Here is an 18462-nt window from a genome sequence, read left to right on the forward strand (position 1 = left end):
GTGGTGATCGGGGTGTGCTAAGAGTTTGACGTATCTGACGGCAAATCCGCAACAATATGCCTCCCTTTCATTTGGCGGGTCGCGCCAATCCTGGGAAATCCGGGTGCGGCCAATGCTGGCCGGCGGTGGCGGTACGGCTGGGATGTGTCCTGAGTCACACGTCGGAACATGGGGCACGGTTTGTGACTTGAGTGAGACACGCTCAACCTCAAGTGATGGCAGGTGCTCGATGGCAACCCTTCCGGTACTTCCCCTGACCGACGTCGTCCTGCTGCCCGGCATGGTCATCCCGGTGACCCTCGACCCGACCACCCAGGCCGCCGTCGACGCCGCCCGGGCCAGCGGCGACAAGACCCTGCTCGCCGTCCCCCGCATCGACGGCGAGTACGGCCCCGTCGGCACGATCGCCACCATCGAGAAGGTGGGCCGCCTTCCCGACGGTGAGCCCGCCGCCGTGGTGCGTGGCGTCGCCCGCGCCCGGATCGGCTCCGGCGTCCCCGGACCCGGCGCGGCCCTCTGGGTGGAGGCCACCCGGATCGACGAACCCGCCCCCGCCGGCCGCGCCCGTGACCTGGCCCGCGAGTACCGCGCCCTGATGACCTCCGTGCTCCAGCAGCGGGGCGCCTGGCAGGTCATCGACGCGATGGAGCGGATGACCGACCTGTCCGAACTGGCCGACGCGGCCGGTTACGCGCCCTGGCTCAGCCTGGCGCAGAAGACCGAACTGCTCGCCGCCCAGGACGTCACCGCCCGGCTGGAACTGCTCGTCGGCTGGGTGAAGGACCACCTGGCCGAGCAGGAGGTCACCGAGCAGATCAACAGCGACGTCCGGGAGGGGCTGGAGAAGTCCCAACGGGAGTTCCTGCTCCGCCAGCAGCTCGCCGCGATCCGCAAGGAACTCGGCGAGGACGAGCCGGACGGCTCCGCCGACTACCGCTCCCGGGTGGAGTCCGCCGACCTGCCGGACAAGGTCCGCGAGGCGGCGCTGCGCGAGGTCGGCAAGCTGGAGCGGGCCAGCGACGCCTCACCCGAGGCGGGCTGGATCCGCACCTGGCTGGACACGGTGCTGGAGATGCCGTGGAGCACGCGTACCGAGGACAACACCGACCTGACGGCGGCGCGGGCGGTGCTCGACGCCGACCACGCCGGCCTGGCCGACGTCAAGGACCGCATCCTGGAATACCTGGCGGTGCGCAACCGGCGTGCCGAGCGCAACCTCGGGGTGGTCGGTGGCCGCGGCTCCGGCGCGGTGCTCGCCCTCGCCGGCCCGCCCGGAGTCGGCAAGACCAGCCTCGGCGAGTCGGTCGCCCGGGCGCTGGGCCGCAACTTCGTCCGGGTCTCCCTCGGCGGCGTCCGTGACGAGGCCGAGATCCGCGGCCACCGGCGCACCTACGTCGGCGCGCTGCCCGGCCGGATCGTCCGCGCGCTGCGCGAGGCCGGCTCGATGAACCCGGTGGTGCTCCTCGACGAGGTCGACAAGCTCGCCGTCGGGTACGCCGGGGACCCGGCCGCCGCCCTGCTGGAGGTGCTCGACCCGGCCCAGAACCACACCTTCCGCGACCACTACCTCGAAGTCGACCTCGACCTGTCCGACGTGCTCTTCCTGGCCACCGCCAACGTGGTGGAGACCATCCCTGGCCCGTTGCTGGACCGGATGGAACTGGTCACCCTGGACGGGTACACCGAGGACGAGAAGGTCGCCATCGCCCGCGACCACCTGCTGCCCCGGCAGCTCCAGCGGGCCGGCCTGACCGATGGCGAGGTGACCGTCACCGACGAGGTGCTGGCGCTGATCGCCGGTGAGTACACCCGCGAGGCGGGCGTCCGGCAGCTCGAACGAGCCCTGGCGAAGATCCTGCGCAAGGTCGCCGTGGCCCTGGCCACCGACCCGACCCCGGTCCGGGTCGACACCGACACCCTGGCCCGCTACCTGGGCCGGCCGAAGTTCACCCCGGAGTCGGCCGAGCGGACGGCGGTGCCCGGCGTGGCCACCGGCCTGGCCGTCACCGGCGCCGGCGGCGACGTGCTCTTCATCGAGGCCACCAGCATGGACGGTGAGCCGGGGCTGACCCTCACCGGGCAGCTCGGTGACGTGATGAAGGAGTCCGCCCACATCGCGCTGTCCTACCTGCGCGCCAACGGGCGGCGCTACGGCCTCGACCCGAACGTCCTGGCCGGACGCCGGATCCACCTGCACGTGCCGGCCGGTGCGGTGCCCAAGGACGGCCCGAGCGCCGGCATCACCATGGTCACCGCGCTGGCGTCCCTGGTGACCGGCCGACCGGTCCGGCCCGAGTTCGGGATGACCGGTGAGGTGACACTGTCCGGCCGGGTACTGCCCATCGGCGGGGTGAAGCAGAAGCTGCTCGCCGCGCACCGGGCCGGCCTGACCGAGGTGATCATCCCGGCCCGTAACGAGCCCGACCTCGACGACCTGCCCACCGAGGTGCGCGAGGCGCTGACCGTGCACACCCTGGCCGACGTGGCCGACGTGCTCGCCCTGGCGTTGCGCCCGGCCGAGATCGACGCGGACACGCTCGGCGGTCGACCGGTCGGCGCCGCCTGACCGGAACCCACCCACGGCCCCCGACGTCGCGCCCGGCGTCGGGGGCCGCTGCGGCCCCGTAATCTGGACCCCTCCCGTTTCCCGCATCCGCCACCGCCCGGTGGCACCCCCGGAGGCGACCACCCGTGAACATGTTCCTGTGGATCGTGCAGATCCTGCTCGCCGCGCTCTTCGCCGGCGCGGGACTGACCAAACTCATCCAGCCCAAGGAGAAGCTGCTCGACCGGATGGCCTGGGTGCGGAACACCCCGCCGCTGCAGGTCAAGGCGCTCGGCGCGGCCGAGGTGCTGGCCGCGCTGGGGCTGGTCCTGCCCGGCCTCACCGGCATCGCCACGGTGCTCACCCCGCTGGCCGCCGTCGGGCTGGTCATCGTGATGGTCGGTGCGGTCGTGGTGCACGCCCGCGCCAAGGAACACCCCGGTACCGCGATGACCGTGGTGCTGCTGGTCCTGGCGGCGATCGTCGCCTGGGGCCGGTTCGGGCCGTACCCGCTCTGACGAACGCGACCGGCCCGCGCCCCGTCGAGGGGGTGCGGGCCGGTGTCGCGTCCGGGTCAGCGCCCGTCGACGCCGCGGTCGCGGCGTACGGTCGCCTTGCGGCCCTTGATGGTGCTGTTGCGCAGCCCGGCGATCACCTCGTCGGCGACGCCCTGCGGCACCTCCACCAGCGAGAACCGGTCGGCGATCTCGATCGAGCCGATGTCCCGGCCGCTGACCCGGGTCTCCCCGGTGATCGCGCCGACCAGGTCCTGCGGGCGGACCCCGGCCCGGCGGCCCAGGCCGATGAAGACCTGCGCGGTGCCGCCCGTACGGGGCCGGCCACCGCCGCGCCGCTCCCCGCCCCGGCTGTCGAATCCGGGCCGGGCCTCGCGGGGCGGGCGGACCGCCACCTGCGGGATCTCCTCCTCGTCGTCGGAGCCCGGCAGGGCCGCCTCGTGGGCCAGCTTGACCGCCGCCAGCGCCACCTCCATCAGGTCGAACTCGTCCGACAGCGACTCGACGATCACCCGGAACGGGTCCAGGTCGTCCTCCAGCAGGCTCTCCCGCAGCGCTGCCTGGGTCAGCGCCAGCCGCCGGGTACGCAGGTCGGCCACCGTCGGGATCTTGTCGATGGTGATCCGCTGGCCGGTGACCCGCTCGATGGTCTTGAGCATCCGGTGCTCCCGGGGCTCGGCCAGGGTGATCGCCACCCCCTCCCGGCCGGCCCGGCCCACCCGGCCGATCCGGTGCACGTACGACTCCGGCGCGGACGGCACGTCGTAGTTGACCACGTGGGTGAGCTGCTCGACGTCCAGACCCCGGGCCGCCACGTCGGTGGCCACCAGCAGGTCGGCGGTGCCGGCGCGCAGCCGCCCCATCACCCGGTCCCGCTGCTCCTGGCTCATCCCGCCGTGCAGCGCCTCGGCCCGGTAGCCCCGCCCGTTCATCGTCTCGGTGAGCCGGTCGACCTCCTCCCGGCTGCGGCAGAAGACGATCGCCGCCGTCGGGGACTCCACGTCCAGCACCCGGCCCAGCAGTGCCGGCTTGTGCGCCCGGCTGACGATGTAGGCGCTCTGCCGTACCCGGGGGGCCTCGCCGGCCACCGGCTGCTCCCGCCCGATCTGGATGCGCTCCGGGTCGGTCAGGTGCTGGCGGGCCAACCCGTCGATCCGGGCCGGCATGGTGGCCGAGAAGAGCACCGTCTGCCGCTGCGCGGGCGCGTGCTCCAGGATCGCCTCGATGTCCTCGGCGAAGCCCATGTCGAGCATCTCGTCGGCCTCGTCCAGCACCACCGTGGCCAGCGAACCCAACCGCAGGGTGCCCCGGGCGATGTGGTCCAGCGCCCGGCCCGGGGTCGCCACCACCACGTCCACGCCCAGGTCCAGGGCGCGTAGCTGGCGGCCGATCGGCTGGCCGCCGTAGATCGGCAGCACCCGGGCGCCCAGGTCCTTGCCGTAGCGGTGGAACGCCTCGGAGACCTGCACGGCCAGTTCCCGGGTGGGCACCAGCACCAGCGACACCGGGTCACCGCCCTGACGGTCCTGCGGCATCCGCTGCAACAGGGGCAGGGCGAACGCGGCGGTCTTGCCCGTACCGGTGGCCGCCTGCCCGAGCAGGTCCCGTCCCGACAGCAGCAGGGGGATCGCCTCCCGCTGGATCGGGGTCGGCTCCTCGTAGCCGAGCGCGGCGAGGGCGCCCAGCAGCTCGGCGCGCAGCCCGAGATCCACGAAGGCGGGCCCGCCGTCGGAGTCGTCGGGCGCGGAGAGGTCGGTCGGTGTGGGTGCGGAACTCATGACCAAAGTTTTCCATCACCCCGGTCGGGCCGTGCCGCCGACCGGCCCCACCGTGCCGACCGGCACAGCCGGGCCCGTCCGCCGGTTAGCCTGACGGGCGTGCGTACGGTGGAACTGCTCTGCTGCCCGGCGCTGGAGCGGACGGTGCGGGCCGCCTGGGACCGGCTGGCCGCGGCGGGGCTGCCGAGCCTGGCCCGGCACGGCCACCCGACGAACCGGCCGCACCTGACGCTGGCCGCCGTCGAGGCGTTCCCGCCCGGCGCGGCCGACCGGCTCGCCGCCCTGTTCGCCACCGCGTTGCCGCTGCCGGTCACCCTGGAGCGGGTGACGGTGCTCGACGGCAGCGCCCCGCTGGTGTGGCTGGTCCGGCCCGGCCCGGCGCTGACCGCCCTGCACGCAGCCGTCTGGGCGGCACTGGACGGCGCGGACGGGCAGCGGCCCTGGCACGCCCCGGTGAACTGGGTGCCGCACCTGAGCCTCGCGCTGCGCTTCCGCGACCACGACCGGCGGCTGGCCCGCGCCCTGGTCGGCGGGGAGCGGCCGGCGGGCACCCTCGTGGCGGCGCGCAGCTACGACGGCGACACCCGGACCGTCCGGCCGTTGGGCGGTGACTTCCCGGCGGACTGACGGTGGTCTATGGTGGGCGGAGCGCTCCCGTCGACGGTCCATCCGACCGCCCGGCGGATCACTGCTGCGCCGGTCCGGTCGGATGGTCACTGCCATCCCCACCGGAAGAGGCCCCATGCCCCAGCATCCCCGACGGCGTCCGGTCGCGCTCGCGGCTGCCGCCCTGCTCGCCCTCGGCGGGCTCGCGGCCGTGCCGCAGCTCGCCTCCGCCGCCCCCGACCCCGGCTCACCGGTCAAGGTCAACCAGGTCGCCTACGTGCCAGGGCTGCCCAAGCAGGCCACCGTCGTGAACTCCGCGAACTCCCCGCTCGGCTGGACGCTGCGCAACGCCGGCGGCGCCACGGTCGCCTCCGGGCAGACCACGGTCCGGGGCACCGACGCGCTCTCCGGCGACCCGGTGCACATCGCGGACTTCTCGGCCTACGACACCCCGGGCGCCGGCTACGTGCTGTCGGTCGGCGGGAGCAACAGCTACCCGTTCGACATCTCCGCCGACCCGGTCCGCCGGCTGCGCGGCGACTCGCTGGCGTTCTTCTACCACCAGCGCAGCGGCACCCCGATCGACGCCCAGTACGTCGGCTCCCGCTACGCCCGCCCGGCCGGGCACGTCAACGTCGCCCCCAACCGGGGGGACAACAACGTGCCGTGCCGCACCTCCTGCGGTTACACCCTGGACGTGCGCGGTGGCTGGTACGACGCCGGTGACCAGGGCAAGTACGTGGTCAACGGCGGCCTGTCCACCTGGCAGCTGCAGAACATCTACGAGCGCACGCTGTACGTCAGCGGGGCGGACCGGTCCGCCGTCGCCGACGGCACGCTGGCCATCCCCGAGCGGTCCAACGGGGTGCCGGACGTGCTCGACGAGGCCCGCTGGGAGTTGGAGTTCCTGCTCAAGATGCAGGTGCCGGACGGCCGGACCAACGCCGGCATGGTCCACCACAAGATCCACGACCAGAACTGGACCGCCCTGCCCACCCGTCCCGAGCTGGACAGCGAGCCCCGGCTGCTGTCCCCGGTGAGCACCGCCGCCACCCTCAACATGGCGGCGGTGGCCGCCCAGGCGTCCCGGCTGTGGAAGCCGTTCGACGCCGCCTTCGCCTCCCGGGCCCTGGCCGCCGCCGAGAAGGCGTACACCGCGGCGAAGGCCAACCCGAACCGGCTCGCCCCCGCCACCGACAACACCGGCGGCGGCGCGTACGAGGACAACACCGTCACCGACGAGTTCTACTGGGCGGCCGCGGAGCTGTACGCCACCACCGGCGCGACCGGCTACCGCAACGACCTGAGCAGCTCCCCGCACGCCCGGGGCGCGGGCTTCACCCGGGGCGCGTACGACTGGAGCTGGACCGCCGGGCTGGGCGACACCACCCTGGTGCTGGTGCCGACCGGCCTGCCCAGCGGCGACGTGAGCGCGATCCGCTCGGCGATCGTCGGTTTCGCCGACCGGATGCTCAGCCAGATCGCCAACCAGGGCTACCCGGCCCCGGGCAGCGGCAACGGCACGTACTACTGGGGTTCCAACGGCGCGGTCGCCAACAACGCCAACGTGCTCGCCCTGGCCTACGACCTGACCCGCACCACGAAGTACCGCAACGGGGCCTTCGCCGCCTACGACTACCTGCTCGGCCGTAACCCGCTCAACCAGTCCTACGTGGCCGGGTACGGGGACAAGCCGGTGCGTAACCTGCACCACCGGTTCTGGGCCAACCAGAACGACGGCTCGCTGCCGACCGCGCCGCCCGGCTCGCTCTCCGGCGGCCCGAACAGCGAGTTGCAGGACCCGGTCGTGCAGGCCCAGCTCGGTGGCTGCAAGCCGCAGAAGTGCTTCATCGACGACATCGGGGCGTACTCGGTCAACGAGGTGGCGATCAACTGGAACGCGGCGCTGGCCTGGCTGGTGCACTGGGCGGCCGAGCAGGCCGGCACCGGCAGCGGCCCGGACCCGACGCCGACCCCCACGGTGACGCCGCCGCCGACCACCACGCCGCCGCCGACCACCACGCCGCCCCCGCCGACCACCACGCCCCCGCCGCCGACCACCACGCCGCCGCCGGCCGGCGGGTGCGCGGTGACGTACTCGGCGAACAGCTGGAGCACCGGCTTCACCGGCAGCGTCACGTTGGCCAACACCAGCGCGGCGGCCTGGTCGTCGTGGCGGTTGACCTTCCGGTTCACCGGTAACCAGCAGATCAGCCAGGGCTGGTCGGGCCGGTTCAGCCAGAGCGGCAGCGAGGTCACGGTGACCAACGAGAGCTACAACGGCGCGGTCGCGCCGAACGGCTCGGTCAACCTCGGCTTCAACGCCACCTACAGCGGCACCAACGCGACCCCGACCGGGTTCGCGGTGAACGGGACGGCCTGCACCCTGCGCTGACCCACCCGCACCGGGCCGCCCGTCGCGCGTCGACGGGCGGCCCGGTCGCGGTCCCGCGCCGGCCCCGGCCGGCGCGGGACCGGGCGACGCCACCGGCAGTGCGTCGCCCTTCGGGGGCTGTGGGAGGAATGCTCGGTCTCCACCGGTTCACCACGGTTACGGTGCCCTCAGGTTCATCCGCACCGTGTCGCACCGGGAGAGGACCGACCATGCGCGTGCCCAGCCGAAGCCCCGGCCCCCAACCCGGCGTCACCCCGCCCGCCCCGGCCCGGCGGACGCCGGCCCCGACCCGTCCCGTGCGGCCGGCCGCCCCCGACCTCGACGCCTACCGGCAGGCGGTCGCCGAGCTGCTGGTCGAGGTCGGCGCGCTCGCCGGGACCGCCGGCACCGCCGCCCGTCAGGTGCTGCTCGACCAGCGGCTGCGCGAGCCGGCGATCGCCGACGTGCTCGACGCCACCGGGCAGGGGGTGCTGGGCGCCCGGGAGACCCTGCTGCTGGAACTGGCCCGCCACCAGCCCGACCGGCCCGCCCCGGGCCCCGACCTGACCGCCCTGGTCCGGATCTACCTGCTGTCCCGCATCGACCTGATGTGGTGGCGGGACACGACGGCCCTGGCGACCGACGAGCAGGTCGACACGCACCCCGACCTGATCGACCTGGAATGGCTGCGCCGTCGTGGTCTGCTCGGCTTCCGCTACCGGGAACAACCGGGAAGCGTCCTGGGCCGGGGGGTGCGCGCCGTCCGGGGCCGGCTGCTGCCGGAGACCGCCCCGCCCACCGCCGGTGTGCCGTTGCGCCGGACCCGCCGCGAGATCGTCGCGCTCCTCAACGACCTGGCCCGGGAGTTCGCCAGGTCCGCCCCGCCCGGCACCCCGCCGCTGTGGGTGACCAACCTGGCCCACAGCGCCGAACACCGGTACCGGCTGCGCCGGCTCGGCCAGCCGGCCATGCTGCCCAGCGGCCACTGCCTCGGCTGGGCGGTGGACGTGGAACTGGCCTGGTACGCCCGGTTCGGCGCGCGGGACGTGCTGGCCGAGATCCTGCTGGCCCGGCAGTCCGCCGGTGAACTGAACGTCATCGACGAGGGGCCCGACTGGCACGTCTGCCTGGCCCCGACCGCCCGCACCCGGCTGCGCTCGGCGTACGAGGCCGAGATGGGGATCTGAACGGCCGGCCGGGCGACGGGCCGCCGCCGGGTCAGCCGGTGACCAGCAGGGCGAGCACCGCGGCGAGGGTGCCGAGCACCGCGACCACGGCGCTGGTCGCCACGAACCGGCGTAGCGGCACGGTCACCCCGGCGGCCCGGCACCGCTCGAACCACAGCAGGGTCGCCAGGGACGCCCACGGCACCGCCAGCGGCCCCACGTTGGTGCCGATCAGCAGCGCCAGCAGCCGGGTCCCGTCACCGGGCGGGAGCACCGCCTCGCCGGCCAGGTAGGCGGGCAGGTTGTTGACCAGGTTGGCCAGCAGCGCCCCGGTGCCCCCGGCGCGCAGCGCCCCCGCCGTGCCACCGGCGTCCCCGAGCAGCACGGACACCAGGTCGTCCAGCCCGTGCCGGCCGAGGGTCTGCACCACCAGGAACAGGCCGGTCACGAAGACCAGCAGCCGCCAGGGCAGCAGCGCCGGGCGCAGGGTCCGCCGGGACCGGACCGCGAAGCCGGCCACCACCAGCCCGGCGGCGACGGCGGCGGCCACCCCGATCTCCACCCCGACCAGGATGCCGGCGACGAACAGCAGGCAGCCGGCGACCGCCGTGCCGAACAGCAGCCGGTCGGCCGGCCGGTGCGGCGGGGGAGGGGTGAACCGGTCGACGTCGCGCCGGCCCCGCCGCCAGTACCACAGCCACAACCCCGCCATGGTCACCCCGATCGCCGCGAGCTGCGGCAACGCCATCCGGGCCGCGTACGCCGCCGGGGCCAGCGTGATCCGGTCGGCGGCGAGCAGGTTGGTCAGGTTCGACACGGGCAGCAGCAGGCTTGCGGTGTTGGCCAGCCAGACGGTGGTCATCGCCAGCGGTCCCGGTGCGACGTCCAGCTTGCGGGCCAGCGCGATCATCACCGGGGTGAGCAGGACCGCGGTGGTGTCCAGGTTGAGGGCGATGGTGGTGAGCGAGGCGAACCCGACGCAGAGCAGGAACAGGCCGGCGAAGCTGCCCCGGGCGGTGATCGCCAGCCGGGTGGCCAGCACGTCGAACACCCCGGCGACGGCGGTCAGTTCGGCGAGCACCACCACCGCGCCGAGAAAGAGCAGCAGCGGCAGGATGCGGTGCAGGGTCGCCCCGGCGTCGGCCCGGGGGAGCAGGCCGGTGACCACCGCGCCGAGGCCCAGCAGGGCCAGCCCGATCGCCACCCGGTCCAGCGGGTGCAGCCGCGGCCGGCGGGGCCGCTCGGTCGGTACGGGCGGGGTCCCGCCGGCAGGTGTCACGGCGGATGATCCTCGCACAGCCGGCCCTGCTCCGACGCCGGTTGGCCGCAACCGCCCGCCCGGCGGCCCCGTACCGACCGGCCCGACATCGACGTGCGCGGTTACGGCCACGGTGGACATCCCGGCACGGCTGCCCTAGCGTTCAGGAGATATGCGCAGGATGCTGCTGGGGGCCGGACTGGCCCTGTCGCTCGTCGCCACCGGCTGTGCCCAGGCCACCCCGACGGATCGGGCCACCCCGACGGAGTCGGCCCGGACCGGTCCGGCGTCGGCGTCCGCGAGCCCGCCGCGCGCCTCCCGGCAGGACCCGGAGCAGGCCCGGCGGACGCTGGACAGCCTGCGCAAGGTCGACGACCTGCCGCTCTACGAGATGACCTACGTCGGCGGCTACGACCCGACGGTGGGCACCGACGCCCGGCCGGACACCGGCCCGTTCGGCTGTTCCCTCTTCGCCGCCTCCGGCGACCCGGCCCGGCCGCTGTTCGCCCGCAACTTCGACTGGGACGCCAACCCGGCGATGGTGCTGCGCACCGACCCCCCCGAGGGGTACGCCTCGGTCTCCCTGGTCGACCTGTCCTACCTGGGGGTGGGCCCGGACCCGACCGGCGACCGCCGGCTGCTCGACGCGCCGCTGCTGCCCTTCGACGGGATGAACGAGCGGGGGCTGGCCGTCGGGCTGGCCGCCGACGACACCGCGACGGCGAAGCCGGTGCCGGGCCGGCCCACCGTCGGGTCGGTGCGCATCCTGCGGCTGGTGCTGGACCGGGCGGCCACGGTGGACGAGGCGGTGGCGATGTTCGGCCGGCACAACCTCGACTTCGACGGCGGGCCGCCGCTGCACTACCTGCTCGCCGACGCGGGCGGCCGGTCGGCGGTCGTCGAGTTCGTCGACGGGACGATGCGGGTGCAGCGGGGGCAGGGGCGGTGGCAGGCGCTGACCAACGTGCCGGTGGTCGACGTACCCGAGCAGCAGCGTCGCCGCGACCACCGCTACGACGTCCTGGCGAAGGCGCTGGACGCGGCCGACGGCCGGGTGGACCCGGCGGCGGCGCTGCGGCTGCTGGGCCAGGTCCGGCAGGGGCACACCCGCTGGTCGGTGACGTACGGGCTGCGCGACGGCGAGGTCCGGCTGGTCACCGTGGCCGGTGGTGGGCAGGAGCGCCGCTACCGGTTGCCGATCCGCTGACCCCTCGTACGACGGACGGCCCGGCCCCCCGACACGCGGGGGCCGGGCCGTCGCCGGTCGGGACTACCAGCTCAGGTAGCCGGCCTGGGTCTGCGCGTTCAGCTCGGGCATCCGGACCAGGTCGGCCGTCCAGGTCCGCCAGTCGTTGAGCTTCAGCACGTCCAGGCCCTTCTGGATGTCGCTGGAGTAGATGTGCCCGTTGTAGTAGTACGTCGACCAGGCGCCGCCGGTGGTCAGTTGGGTGTCCGACAGCGGCCCGCGCTCCCAGAAGCCGATCTCCTTCGGGCGGGTCGAGTCGGTGAAGTCCCAGACCGAGACCCCGCCCTGGTACCAGGCCTGCACCATGATGTCCTTGCCGAGGACGGGGATCAGCGAACCGTTGTGGGCCACGCAGTTCTCGGTGTCGGCGTTGGTCCGGGGGATCTTGTAGTAGCTGCGGAAGACCATCGTGCGGGCGTCGCCCCGGCCGGTGACGTCGTAGACGGCGTCCGCGCCCCGGTTCGGGCCGACGACCTCGTTGCAGGTGGCCGCGCCGCCGCCGCCGAGTTCGTCGGTGAAGACCACCTTGGTTCCGGCGTTGTTGAACGTCGCCGAGTGCCAGAACGCGAAGTTGACCGTGTCCCGCACCCGGTTGATCACCCGGGGTGCCTCCCGGTTGCGGATGTCCAGCAGGACGCCGTCACCCATGCACGCGCCGGCGGCCAGGTCCTTGGCCGGGTAGGCGGTGATGTCGTGGCAGCCGGTGGTGGCCGAGGTCTGCCCGGGGATGCCCTCGTAGCCGCCGTCGGGGAAGAGGTTCGGGGTGGCCACCACGGCCGCCTCGGTGGGCCTGTGCACCGGGACCTTCACGATGGAGATCGAGTCGTGCGGGGGTTGGCAGTCGGGGAAGTCGGCCCGTGGGCTGTACGACGACACGTACAGGTAGACCGTCCTGCGGTCCTTGCCGGGGACGAGGGTGTGGGTGTGCGAGCCGCAGGCGGTCTCCACCGACTTGATGTAGCGCGGGTTGGCCTTGTCGCTGATGTCGAAGACCTTGATGCCCTCCCAGGACTCCTTCACCGTCGCCGGTTGGCTCGCGCTGGCGCACGAGTCGTCGGTGCGGGACGAGTCGGTGGAGAGGAAGAGCAGGTCGCCGTAGACCGAGATGTCGTTCTGCGAGCCGGGGCAGAGCACCTGCGACACGATCGTCGGGGCGCTGGGTCGGGCGATGTCGTAGATGACGAAGCCGTTGTAGTTGCCGACGAAGGCGTACCGGCCCTGGAAGGCCATGTCGGTGCCGAGCGCGCTGGTGGTGTCGAACGGCGCCTGTTTGGGCAGGTTGGCGACCTGACGCAGGTTGGGGCTGCTGGAGATCTCGTCGACGGCGAGGCCGGGGGCCGCCGGCGTCCCGCCCCGGGTCGCGGTGGCCGGTGCGGCGTTGCCCGCCGGGCTGGTGGCGACGCTCGCCACCAGCAGGCCGGCGGCGACCACGCTGACGATCTTCAACTGCCGTGCTCGGGGCAGGGTAAACCTGATCATCGGCGGAACCCTTCAAAAGGGGACGATGCGTGTCAGGCACCTTACCGGGCAGTGATGAGAGTTGATGTGAGCCGCATCACATCTATCGGTGGCAGTGAATGGATACGATCGCGGCGACCTCGACCGGAGGGGGGAGTCGCATGACCGGCCGACGTGGGCGCATCCTGCTCGCCGTCACAGTCGCCGCCGCCGTCGCGGTGCCGGTCGGGCTGGCCCTGCGCCCCGACGGACCGCCGACCCCGACGGCGTCCGCCCCCACGGCGACGCCGACCACGACCGGGTCGCCCGACACCCCCGGGGTGATCGTGCCCGGCCGGCCGGGGGAGCCCGCCGTGACCCGGCCCGCGCAGGAGGTCCGCGCCCCCGGCACACCCCGGTACAACACCCCCGACGTCTGGTTCGTGCGGATGATGATCCCGCACCACCAACAGGCCCTCCAGATGGCCGAGCTGGCCCCCGACCGGGCCGCCAGCGCCCAGGTCAAGGCGATCGCCGCCCGGATCAGGGGCACCCAGGGGCCGGAGCTCGGCCTGCTGCGCGGCTGGCTCGACGCCCGGAGCCTGGCCGTCGGGGAGCCCGGCCACGACCACGGCCGGATGCCCGGCATGCAGTCCCCCGAGGCGCTCCGGCAGCTCGATGCCGCCCGGGGCGCCGCCTTCGACCGGCTCTTCGTCCAGCTGATGACCGCCCACCACACCGGCGCGGTGACCATGGCCACCGAGCTCCTCTCCGCCGGCGCCGACCAGCAGCTCAACGAGTTCGCCAACGCGGTGGCGACCGAACAGACCGTGGAGATCGCCCGACTCCGCGCGCTGCTCTGAACCCCGGTCGGCCGACGGACCCGCAGCCACCCCGCGCGGGGCACTACGCTCGGTCACCGTGAGCCGTACCCTGTTCGGTCGCCCGCTGCGCGGCGTCGCCTTCGACGTCGGCGTCAGCGTGCTGGTGGTGCTCTTCACCCTGGTCACGGCGGCCCAGCCCGGGGCGTGGACCCAGCCCGGCGGCTGGCCGTCCGCACTGGTCGGCCTGGGCATGGCGGTGGCCCTGCTGTTCCGGCGCGGCCACCCCTCACTGGTCGCGACGGTCGTCGCCGCACTGGCACTGGTCCAGGTGGTCGCCGGCTGGGGGCCGCTGGCCTACGACGTCGCCGTGCTCGTCGCCCTCTACAGCGTGGTCAAGTACGCCGACCGGCTCCGCGACGGCATGGTGGCCGGCGTCGTCGCCGCCGTCGGGGTGCTGCTGGCCGCCTCGCAGACCGTCTCCCAGGCCGCCTGGTGGGCCACCGCGCTCTACTTCGGCCTGATCACCGGCGGGGTGTGGCTGGCCGCGCTGAACGTCCGCACCCGTCGCCTCTACGTGCTCAGCCTGGAGGAGCGGGCCGCCACCCTGGAACGGGAACGGGAGGCCGAGGCCCGCGCCGCGGTGGTCGGCGAACGCGCCCGGATCGCCCGCGAGCTGCACGACGTGGTGGCGCACAGCATGGCGGTGATGATCGTGCAGGCCGACGGGGCCCGCCTGATGTTCGACCGGGACCCGGATACCGCCCGGCACGCGGTCAAGGTGGTGGCCGACACCGGCCGGCAGGCCCTGGAGGAGATGCGCCGGCTCGTCGACGTGCTGCGGGAGCCCGACCCGCCGGAGACGACGACCGGCCCCGGCGCGGACACCGCCGGCACCGAACCCGAACGCCGCCGCGCCACCGTCGCCGAACTGCCCGCCCTGGTGGGTCGGTTCCGCGACGCCGGCCTGCTGGTCGGCTACCGGGCCGGGGAGGTGCCGGCCACCCTGCCCCCCGGGCTCGACCTGACCGTCTACCGGGTGGTGCAGGAGGCCCTGACCAACACCCTCAAACACGCCGGGGTCGGCGCGCACGCCACGGTCGTGCTCGGCGTCGACGACGGGCTGGTGGTCCGGGTGACCGACGACGGGCGCGGCCGCCCGCCGGCCCGGCCGGCCCCCTCCGGCGGGCACGGCCTGGTCGGCATGCGCGAGCGGGTCGGCGTGTACGACGGCCGACTCACCGCCGGCCCCCGAACCGGTGGCGGGTGGCAGGTCGAGGTACGGCTGCCGCTACCGTCGACCCCGGAGGCGGAGGTGATCGCGGCATGACCGTACGAGTGGTGATCGTGGACGACCAGGCGCTGGTCCGGGCCGGCTTCCGGATGGTGCTGGACTCCCAACCCGACCTGGCCGTCGTCGGCGAGGCGATCGACGGGGCGGACGCGCTGCGGGTGCTGGCCGGGGTCGAGGCCGACGTGGTGGTCATGGACCTGCGGATGCCGACCATGGACGGGGTGGAGGCGACCCGCCGGATCTGCGCCGCCTCCACCGACGGCCGGCCCCGGGTGCTGGTGCTCACCACGTTCGACACCGAGGCGGACGCGTTCGCCGCGCTGCGCGCCGGGGCCAGCGGGTTCCTGCTCAAGAACGTGCCGCCGGAGGAACTGCTGGCCGCGATCCGGGTGGTCGCCGAGGGGGACTCGGTGGTCGCCCCGTCGATCACCCGCCGGCTGCTCGACCGGTTCGCCGACCGGCTCGGCCCGGCACCCGCGCAGGACCCGCGACTGGCGCAGCTCACCGACCGGGAACGGGAGATCCTGCTGCTCGTGGCGCAGGGGCTGGCCAACGCCGAGATCGCCGCCCGGGTGCACGTCGCCGAGGCGACCGTGAAGACCCACGTCGGGCGGATCCTGGCCAAGCTCCAGCTCCGCGACCGGGTCCAGGTGGTGGTCCTGGCGTACGAGAGCGGCCTGGTCACCCCGGGCGGCTGAACCCGGGTACGACCTGGGTCGTACGGGTCACCCCGGTCGGGGTCGACCTGCGGCGCAGCCGGGTCGCGCGTGCGGGTGGACGCGGACCGCCGGGGCGCTGCCTAGCGTCGGAGGGGACCAGTGCCACGCCGACCGGGAGTCCCCATGTCCGTCCGTACCGCGCCCCGCCCACCCGCCGAAGGCGGCAAACCCGCAGGTCCCCGGGCCGGGCGTCGCCGGTGGGGGCGGTGACCGGGATGTGGCGGTTGACCCTGCGCACGCTGCGCGCCGACGCGCTGCGCCTGCTGCTCTCCTCGGTGGCGATCGTGCTCGGTGTCGCCTTCGTCGCCGGCACGCTGATGCTCACCGACGGCATGCAGGCCGGGGCGTACGAGCGGGCCGGCGCCTTCGACAGGCACACCGACCTGGGCGTCTACGCCGACCGGACCACCCTGCCACCGTCCCTGGTCGACCGGGTGCGCACGGTCGACGGGGTGGCCGAGGCCGCCGGGGAGCTGACCGCCCTCGTCGGGGTGGTCGGCGTCGACGGCCGGCCGGTGCTCGGCGTCGGGTTGCTCGCCGCGATCCCCACCGGACCCGCGTTGCGCTCCTACGACGTGGTCGCCGGCCGGCTGCCCGACCGTCCCGGCGAGGTGGTCCTCGACGCGCCCACGGTCGCCGCGCAGGGGTTCACGCTCGGCGGCCCGGTCGGCGTCGGCGGCGCGACCGGCGCGGCCCGCCCGTACACCCTGGTGGGCACCGTCGACGTGGCCGCAACCACGCGCGACGTCGGCGGACCGTTCGTCGGGCTGGTCGGCGCGGACGCGCTGACCGTCAGCGGGAAACCCGGCTACGACCGGATCATGGTGGCCGCCGCTGCGGGGACGGCCGGGCCGGCCCTGGCCGACCGGGTGGCCGCCGTGGTCGGCGGGGACGCCACGGTGAAGTCCCGGCAGCGCATCCTCGACGAGGCCGTCGAGGACGGCGTGCGCGACCTCGACCAGTTCCGCCTGGTGCTGCTCGTCTTCGCCGGGGTGGCGGTGGTGGTGGCGGGGTTCGTCATCGCCAACACCTTCGCCATCGTGCTCGCCCAGCGGACCCGGCGGACCGCGCTGCTGCGGCTGGTGGGGGCCCGTCGGGGCCAGGTCTTCCGGGCCGCCGCGCTGGAGGCGGCGGCGCTCGGGCTGGCCGGCTCGGCCCTCGGGGTCGCGCTCGGGGTCGGGCTGGCCGCCGGGGCGGCGGCCCTGGTCCCCCGGCTCGACCTGCCGCTTCCCGCCGCCGGCCTGACGGTGACCGCCCGGACCGTCGGGATCAGCCTGCTGCTCGGCATCCTGGTCACCGTCGGGTCCGCGCTGCTGCCCGCCTGGCAGGGCACCCGGGTGCCGCCGGTGGCCGCCCTCGCCGACGCCGCCGGGCACCCGGCCCGGGGCGCCGGGCGGGTCCGGCTGACCCTCGGCGCGCTGGTCGGCGTCGCCGGCATCGCCGCGCTGGCCGGGGCCGCCGCCGTCGGGCAGATCGTCCTGGTCGCCGTGGGTGGGGTGCTGTCCTTCTTCGGGATGGTCATGTTCGGTCCGCTGCTGGTGCCGGTGCTGGTCCGGTTGCTCGGCCGGCCGCTGCGGCCGGTGTTCGGGGCCACCGCCGCGCTCGCCGTGGCCAACGCGGCCCGCAACCCGCGCCGGGTGTCGGCGACCGCCACCGCCCTGGTGATCGGCATCGGGTTGGTCTCGGCGTTCGTGGTCGGCGCCGGCAGCGTCAAGGTGGGCATCGAGCGTGCGGTCGACGCCCGCATCGGCGTCGACTTCGTGGTCACCGGCGTCGGTGTCGAGCTGCCCGCCCCGCTCGCCGGGGAACTGGCCGCCCGACCCGAGGTGGGGGTGGTGCACGAGCACCGCAGCCGGGTCGTCGACGGCGTCGAGCTGCGGTCGGCGCACCCGGCGCTGGCCCGGCGTACCCTCGACGCGGTCGACGCCGGGGACGTCGCGGGCCTGGGGCCCGGATCGGTGCTGGTGCACCGCGAACTGGCCGCCGCGCGGGGCTGGCGGGTGGGGTCGACGGTCACCGTCGCCGGGCGTCCGTTCCGGGTGGCCGCCGTGGTCACCGCCGACGGCCCGACGTCGCAGGGGGTGCCCGCCGGGCACGTGGTCGACCTGGCCGACAGCGACTTCACCGCGCTCTACCCCGACGAACGCGGCCAGCTGGCCGAGGTCGAGCCGGCCGACGGGGTGTCCGCCGCGCAGGCCCGCGCCGCCGTCGAGACGGTGCTCGCCCGGTACCCGACGGTGAACCTGCTGGACCAGGCGGCCTACAAGAAGATGCTCACCGGCACGGTGGACATGCTGCTCGCCTTCGTCACCGCGCTGCTCGGTCTGGCCGTGGTGATCGCCCTGGTCGGCGTCGCGAACACGCTCAGCCTCGCGGTGGTGGAACGGACCCGGGAGAACGCCGTGCTGCGTGCCGTGGGGTTGTCCCGGGTGCGGATGCACCTGCTGCTGGCCATCGAGGCGGTGCTGACCGCCCTGGTCGGCGCGCTGCTGGGCACCGCGCTGGGGGTGGCGGTCAGCGCCGGCACGGTGGCCTTCGTCGCCCGGCTGGGTGGCGGTTTCACGCTGGTGCTGCCCTGGGGACGGCTCGGACTGACCCTCGCCGTGGCGGTGCTGGCCGCGCTGGCCGCCTCGGTGCTGCCGGCCCGGCGTGCCCTGGCCCGCCCGGTGGTCGAGGCGCTCGGCGAGCAGTGACCCCGGCCGT

13 protein-coding genes are annotated in these 18462 nt (G+C 74.5%); 10 read left to right on the forward strand and 3 right to left on the reverse strand.

Features of this window, described 5'->3' with window-relative positions; genetic code table 11:
• The first annotated feature begins 229 nt into the window (after positions 1 to 229).
• Complete coding sequence (gene lon / locus ACN265_RS12820; RefSeq protein ID WP_421407654.1) at positions 230 to 2566, forward strand: endopeptidase La; 2337 nt, start codon at positions 230 to 232, stop codon at positions 2564 to 2566.
• Between the two features lie 131 nt (positions 2567 to 2697).
• A complete protein-coding gene (locus tag ACN265_RS12825) occupies positions 2698 to 3063 on the forward strand; it encodes a DoxX family protein (protein ID WP_421411476.1) in 366 nt (121 codons plus the stop codon).
• Between the two features lie 56 nt (positions 3064 to 3119).
• Here the strand turns inward: ACN265_RS12825 and ACN265_RS12830 are convergent, their stop codons facing one another.
• Positions 3120 to 4838, reverse strand: coding sequence for a DEAD/DEAH box helicase (locus ACN265_RS12830; protein ID WP_204922882.1), 1719 nt, complete (start codon positions 4836 to 4838; stop codon positions 3120 to 3122).
• 99 nt (positions 4839 to 4937) lie between these two features.
• Here ACN265_RS12830 and ACN265_RS12835 point away from each other — a divergent pair, with 99 nt between their 5' ends.
• The 3 genes from ACN265_RS12835 to ACN265_RS12845 all read left to right on the forward strand — a co-directional run bounded on the left by ACN265_RS12835 (position 4938) and on the right by ACN265_RS12845 (position 9005).
• On the forward strand, positions 4938 to 5465 hold the full coding sequence (locus ACN265_RS12835; RefSeq protein WP_421407655.1) for a 2'-5' RNA ligase family protein: 528 nt from the start codon (positions 4938 to 4940) through the stop codon (positions 5463 to 5465).
• A 115-nt stretch (positions 5466 to 5580) separates the two neighbouring features.
• Positions 5581 to 7839 (forward strand): glycoside hydrolase family 9 protein, encoded by a 2259-nt coding sequence (locus ACN265_RS12840; protein ID WP_421407657.1) that lies wholly within the window; start codon positions 5581 to 5583, stop codon positions 7837 to 7839.
• Positions 7840 to 8048: 209 nt separating this feature from the next.
• A complete protein-coding gene (locus ACN265_RS12845; RefSeq protein ID WP_420116012.1) occupies positions 8049 to 9005 on the forward strand; it encodes a hypothetical protein in 957 nt (318 codons plus the stop codon).
• A 31-nt stretch (positions 9006 to 9036) separates the two neighbouring features.
• Here the strand turns inward: ACN265_RS12845 and ACN265_RS12850 are convergent, their stop codons facing one another.
• The gene (locus ACN265_RS12850; RefSeq protein WP_363658616.1) at positions 9037 to 10263 is read right to left on the reverse strand and encodes an SLC13 family permease; all 1227 of its coding nucleotides are present in this window, start codon (positions 10261 to 10263) and stop codon (positions 9037 to 9039) included.
• 151 nt (positions 10264 to 10414) lie between these two features.
• Here ACN265_RS12850 and ACN265_RS12855 point away from each other — a divergent pair, with 151 nt between their 5' ends.
• Positions 10415 to 11449, forward strand: coding sequence for a linear amide C-N hydrolase (locus ACN265_RS12855; protein ID WP_421407660.1), 1035 nt, complete (start codon positions 10415 to 10417; stop codon positions 11447 to 11449).
• A gap of 63 nt (positions 11450 to 11512) precedes the next feature.
• Here ACN265_RS12855 and ACN265_RS12860 read toward each other — a convergent pair whose 3' ends face one another.
• Positions 11513 to 12967, reverse strand: a complete 1455-nt coding sequence (locus tag ACN265_RS12860) for an LVIVD repeat-containing protein (RefSeq protein ID WP_421407662.1) — start codon at positions 12965 to 12967, stop codon at positions 11513 to 11515.
• A 140-nt stretch (positions 12968 to 13107) separates the two neighbouring features.
• On the opposite strand from ACN265_RS12860, the gene ACN265_RS12865 reads away from it, so the two are divergent.
• The 4 genes from ACN265_RS12865 (at position 13108) to ACN265_RS12880 (ending at position 18452) form a co-directional block, all read left to right on the forward strand.
• Positions 13108 to 13788 (forward strand): DUF305 domain-containing protein, encoded by a 681-nt coding sequence (locus ACN265_RS12865; protein WP_421407664.1) that lies wholly within the window; start codon positions 13108 to 13110, stop codon positions 13786 to 13788.
• Between the two features lie 58 nt (positions 13789 to 13846).
• Positions 13847 to 15076, forward strand: a complete 1230-nt coding sequence (locus ACN265_RS12870; RefSeq protein ID WP_420116016.1) for a sensor histidine kinase — start codon at positions 13847 to 13849, stop codon at positions 15074 to 15076.
• Positions 15073 to 15738, forward strand: a complete 666-nt coding sequence (locus ACN265_RS12875; protein ID WP_204922873.1) for a response regulator — start codon at positions 15073 to 15075, stop codon at positions 15736 to 15738. Before ACN265_RS12870 ends, ACN265_RS12875 begins: the two co-directional genes overlap by 4 nt.
• A 236-nt stretch (positions 15739 to 15974) precedes the next feature.
• A complete protein-coding gene (locus tag ACN265_RS12880; protein ID WP_421411478.1) occupies positions 15975 to 18452 on the forward strand; it encodes an FtsX-like permease family protein in 2478 nt (825 codons plus the stop codon).
• The last annotated feature ends 10 nt before the right edge of the window (positions 18453 to 18462 follow it).

The sequence above is a fragment of the Micromonospora sp. WMMD730 genome (assembly GCF_049178955.1).
GTDB lineage: Bacteria > Actinomycetota > Actinomycetes > Mycobacteriales > Micromonosporaceae > Micromonospora > Micromonospora wenchangensis.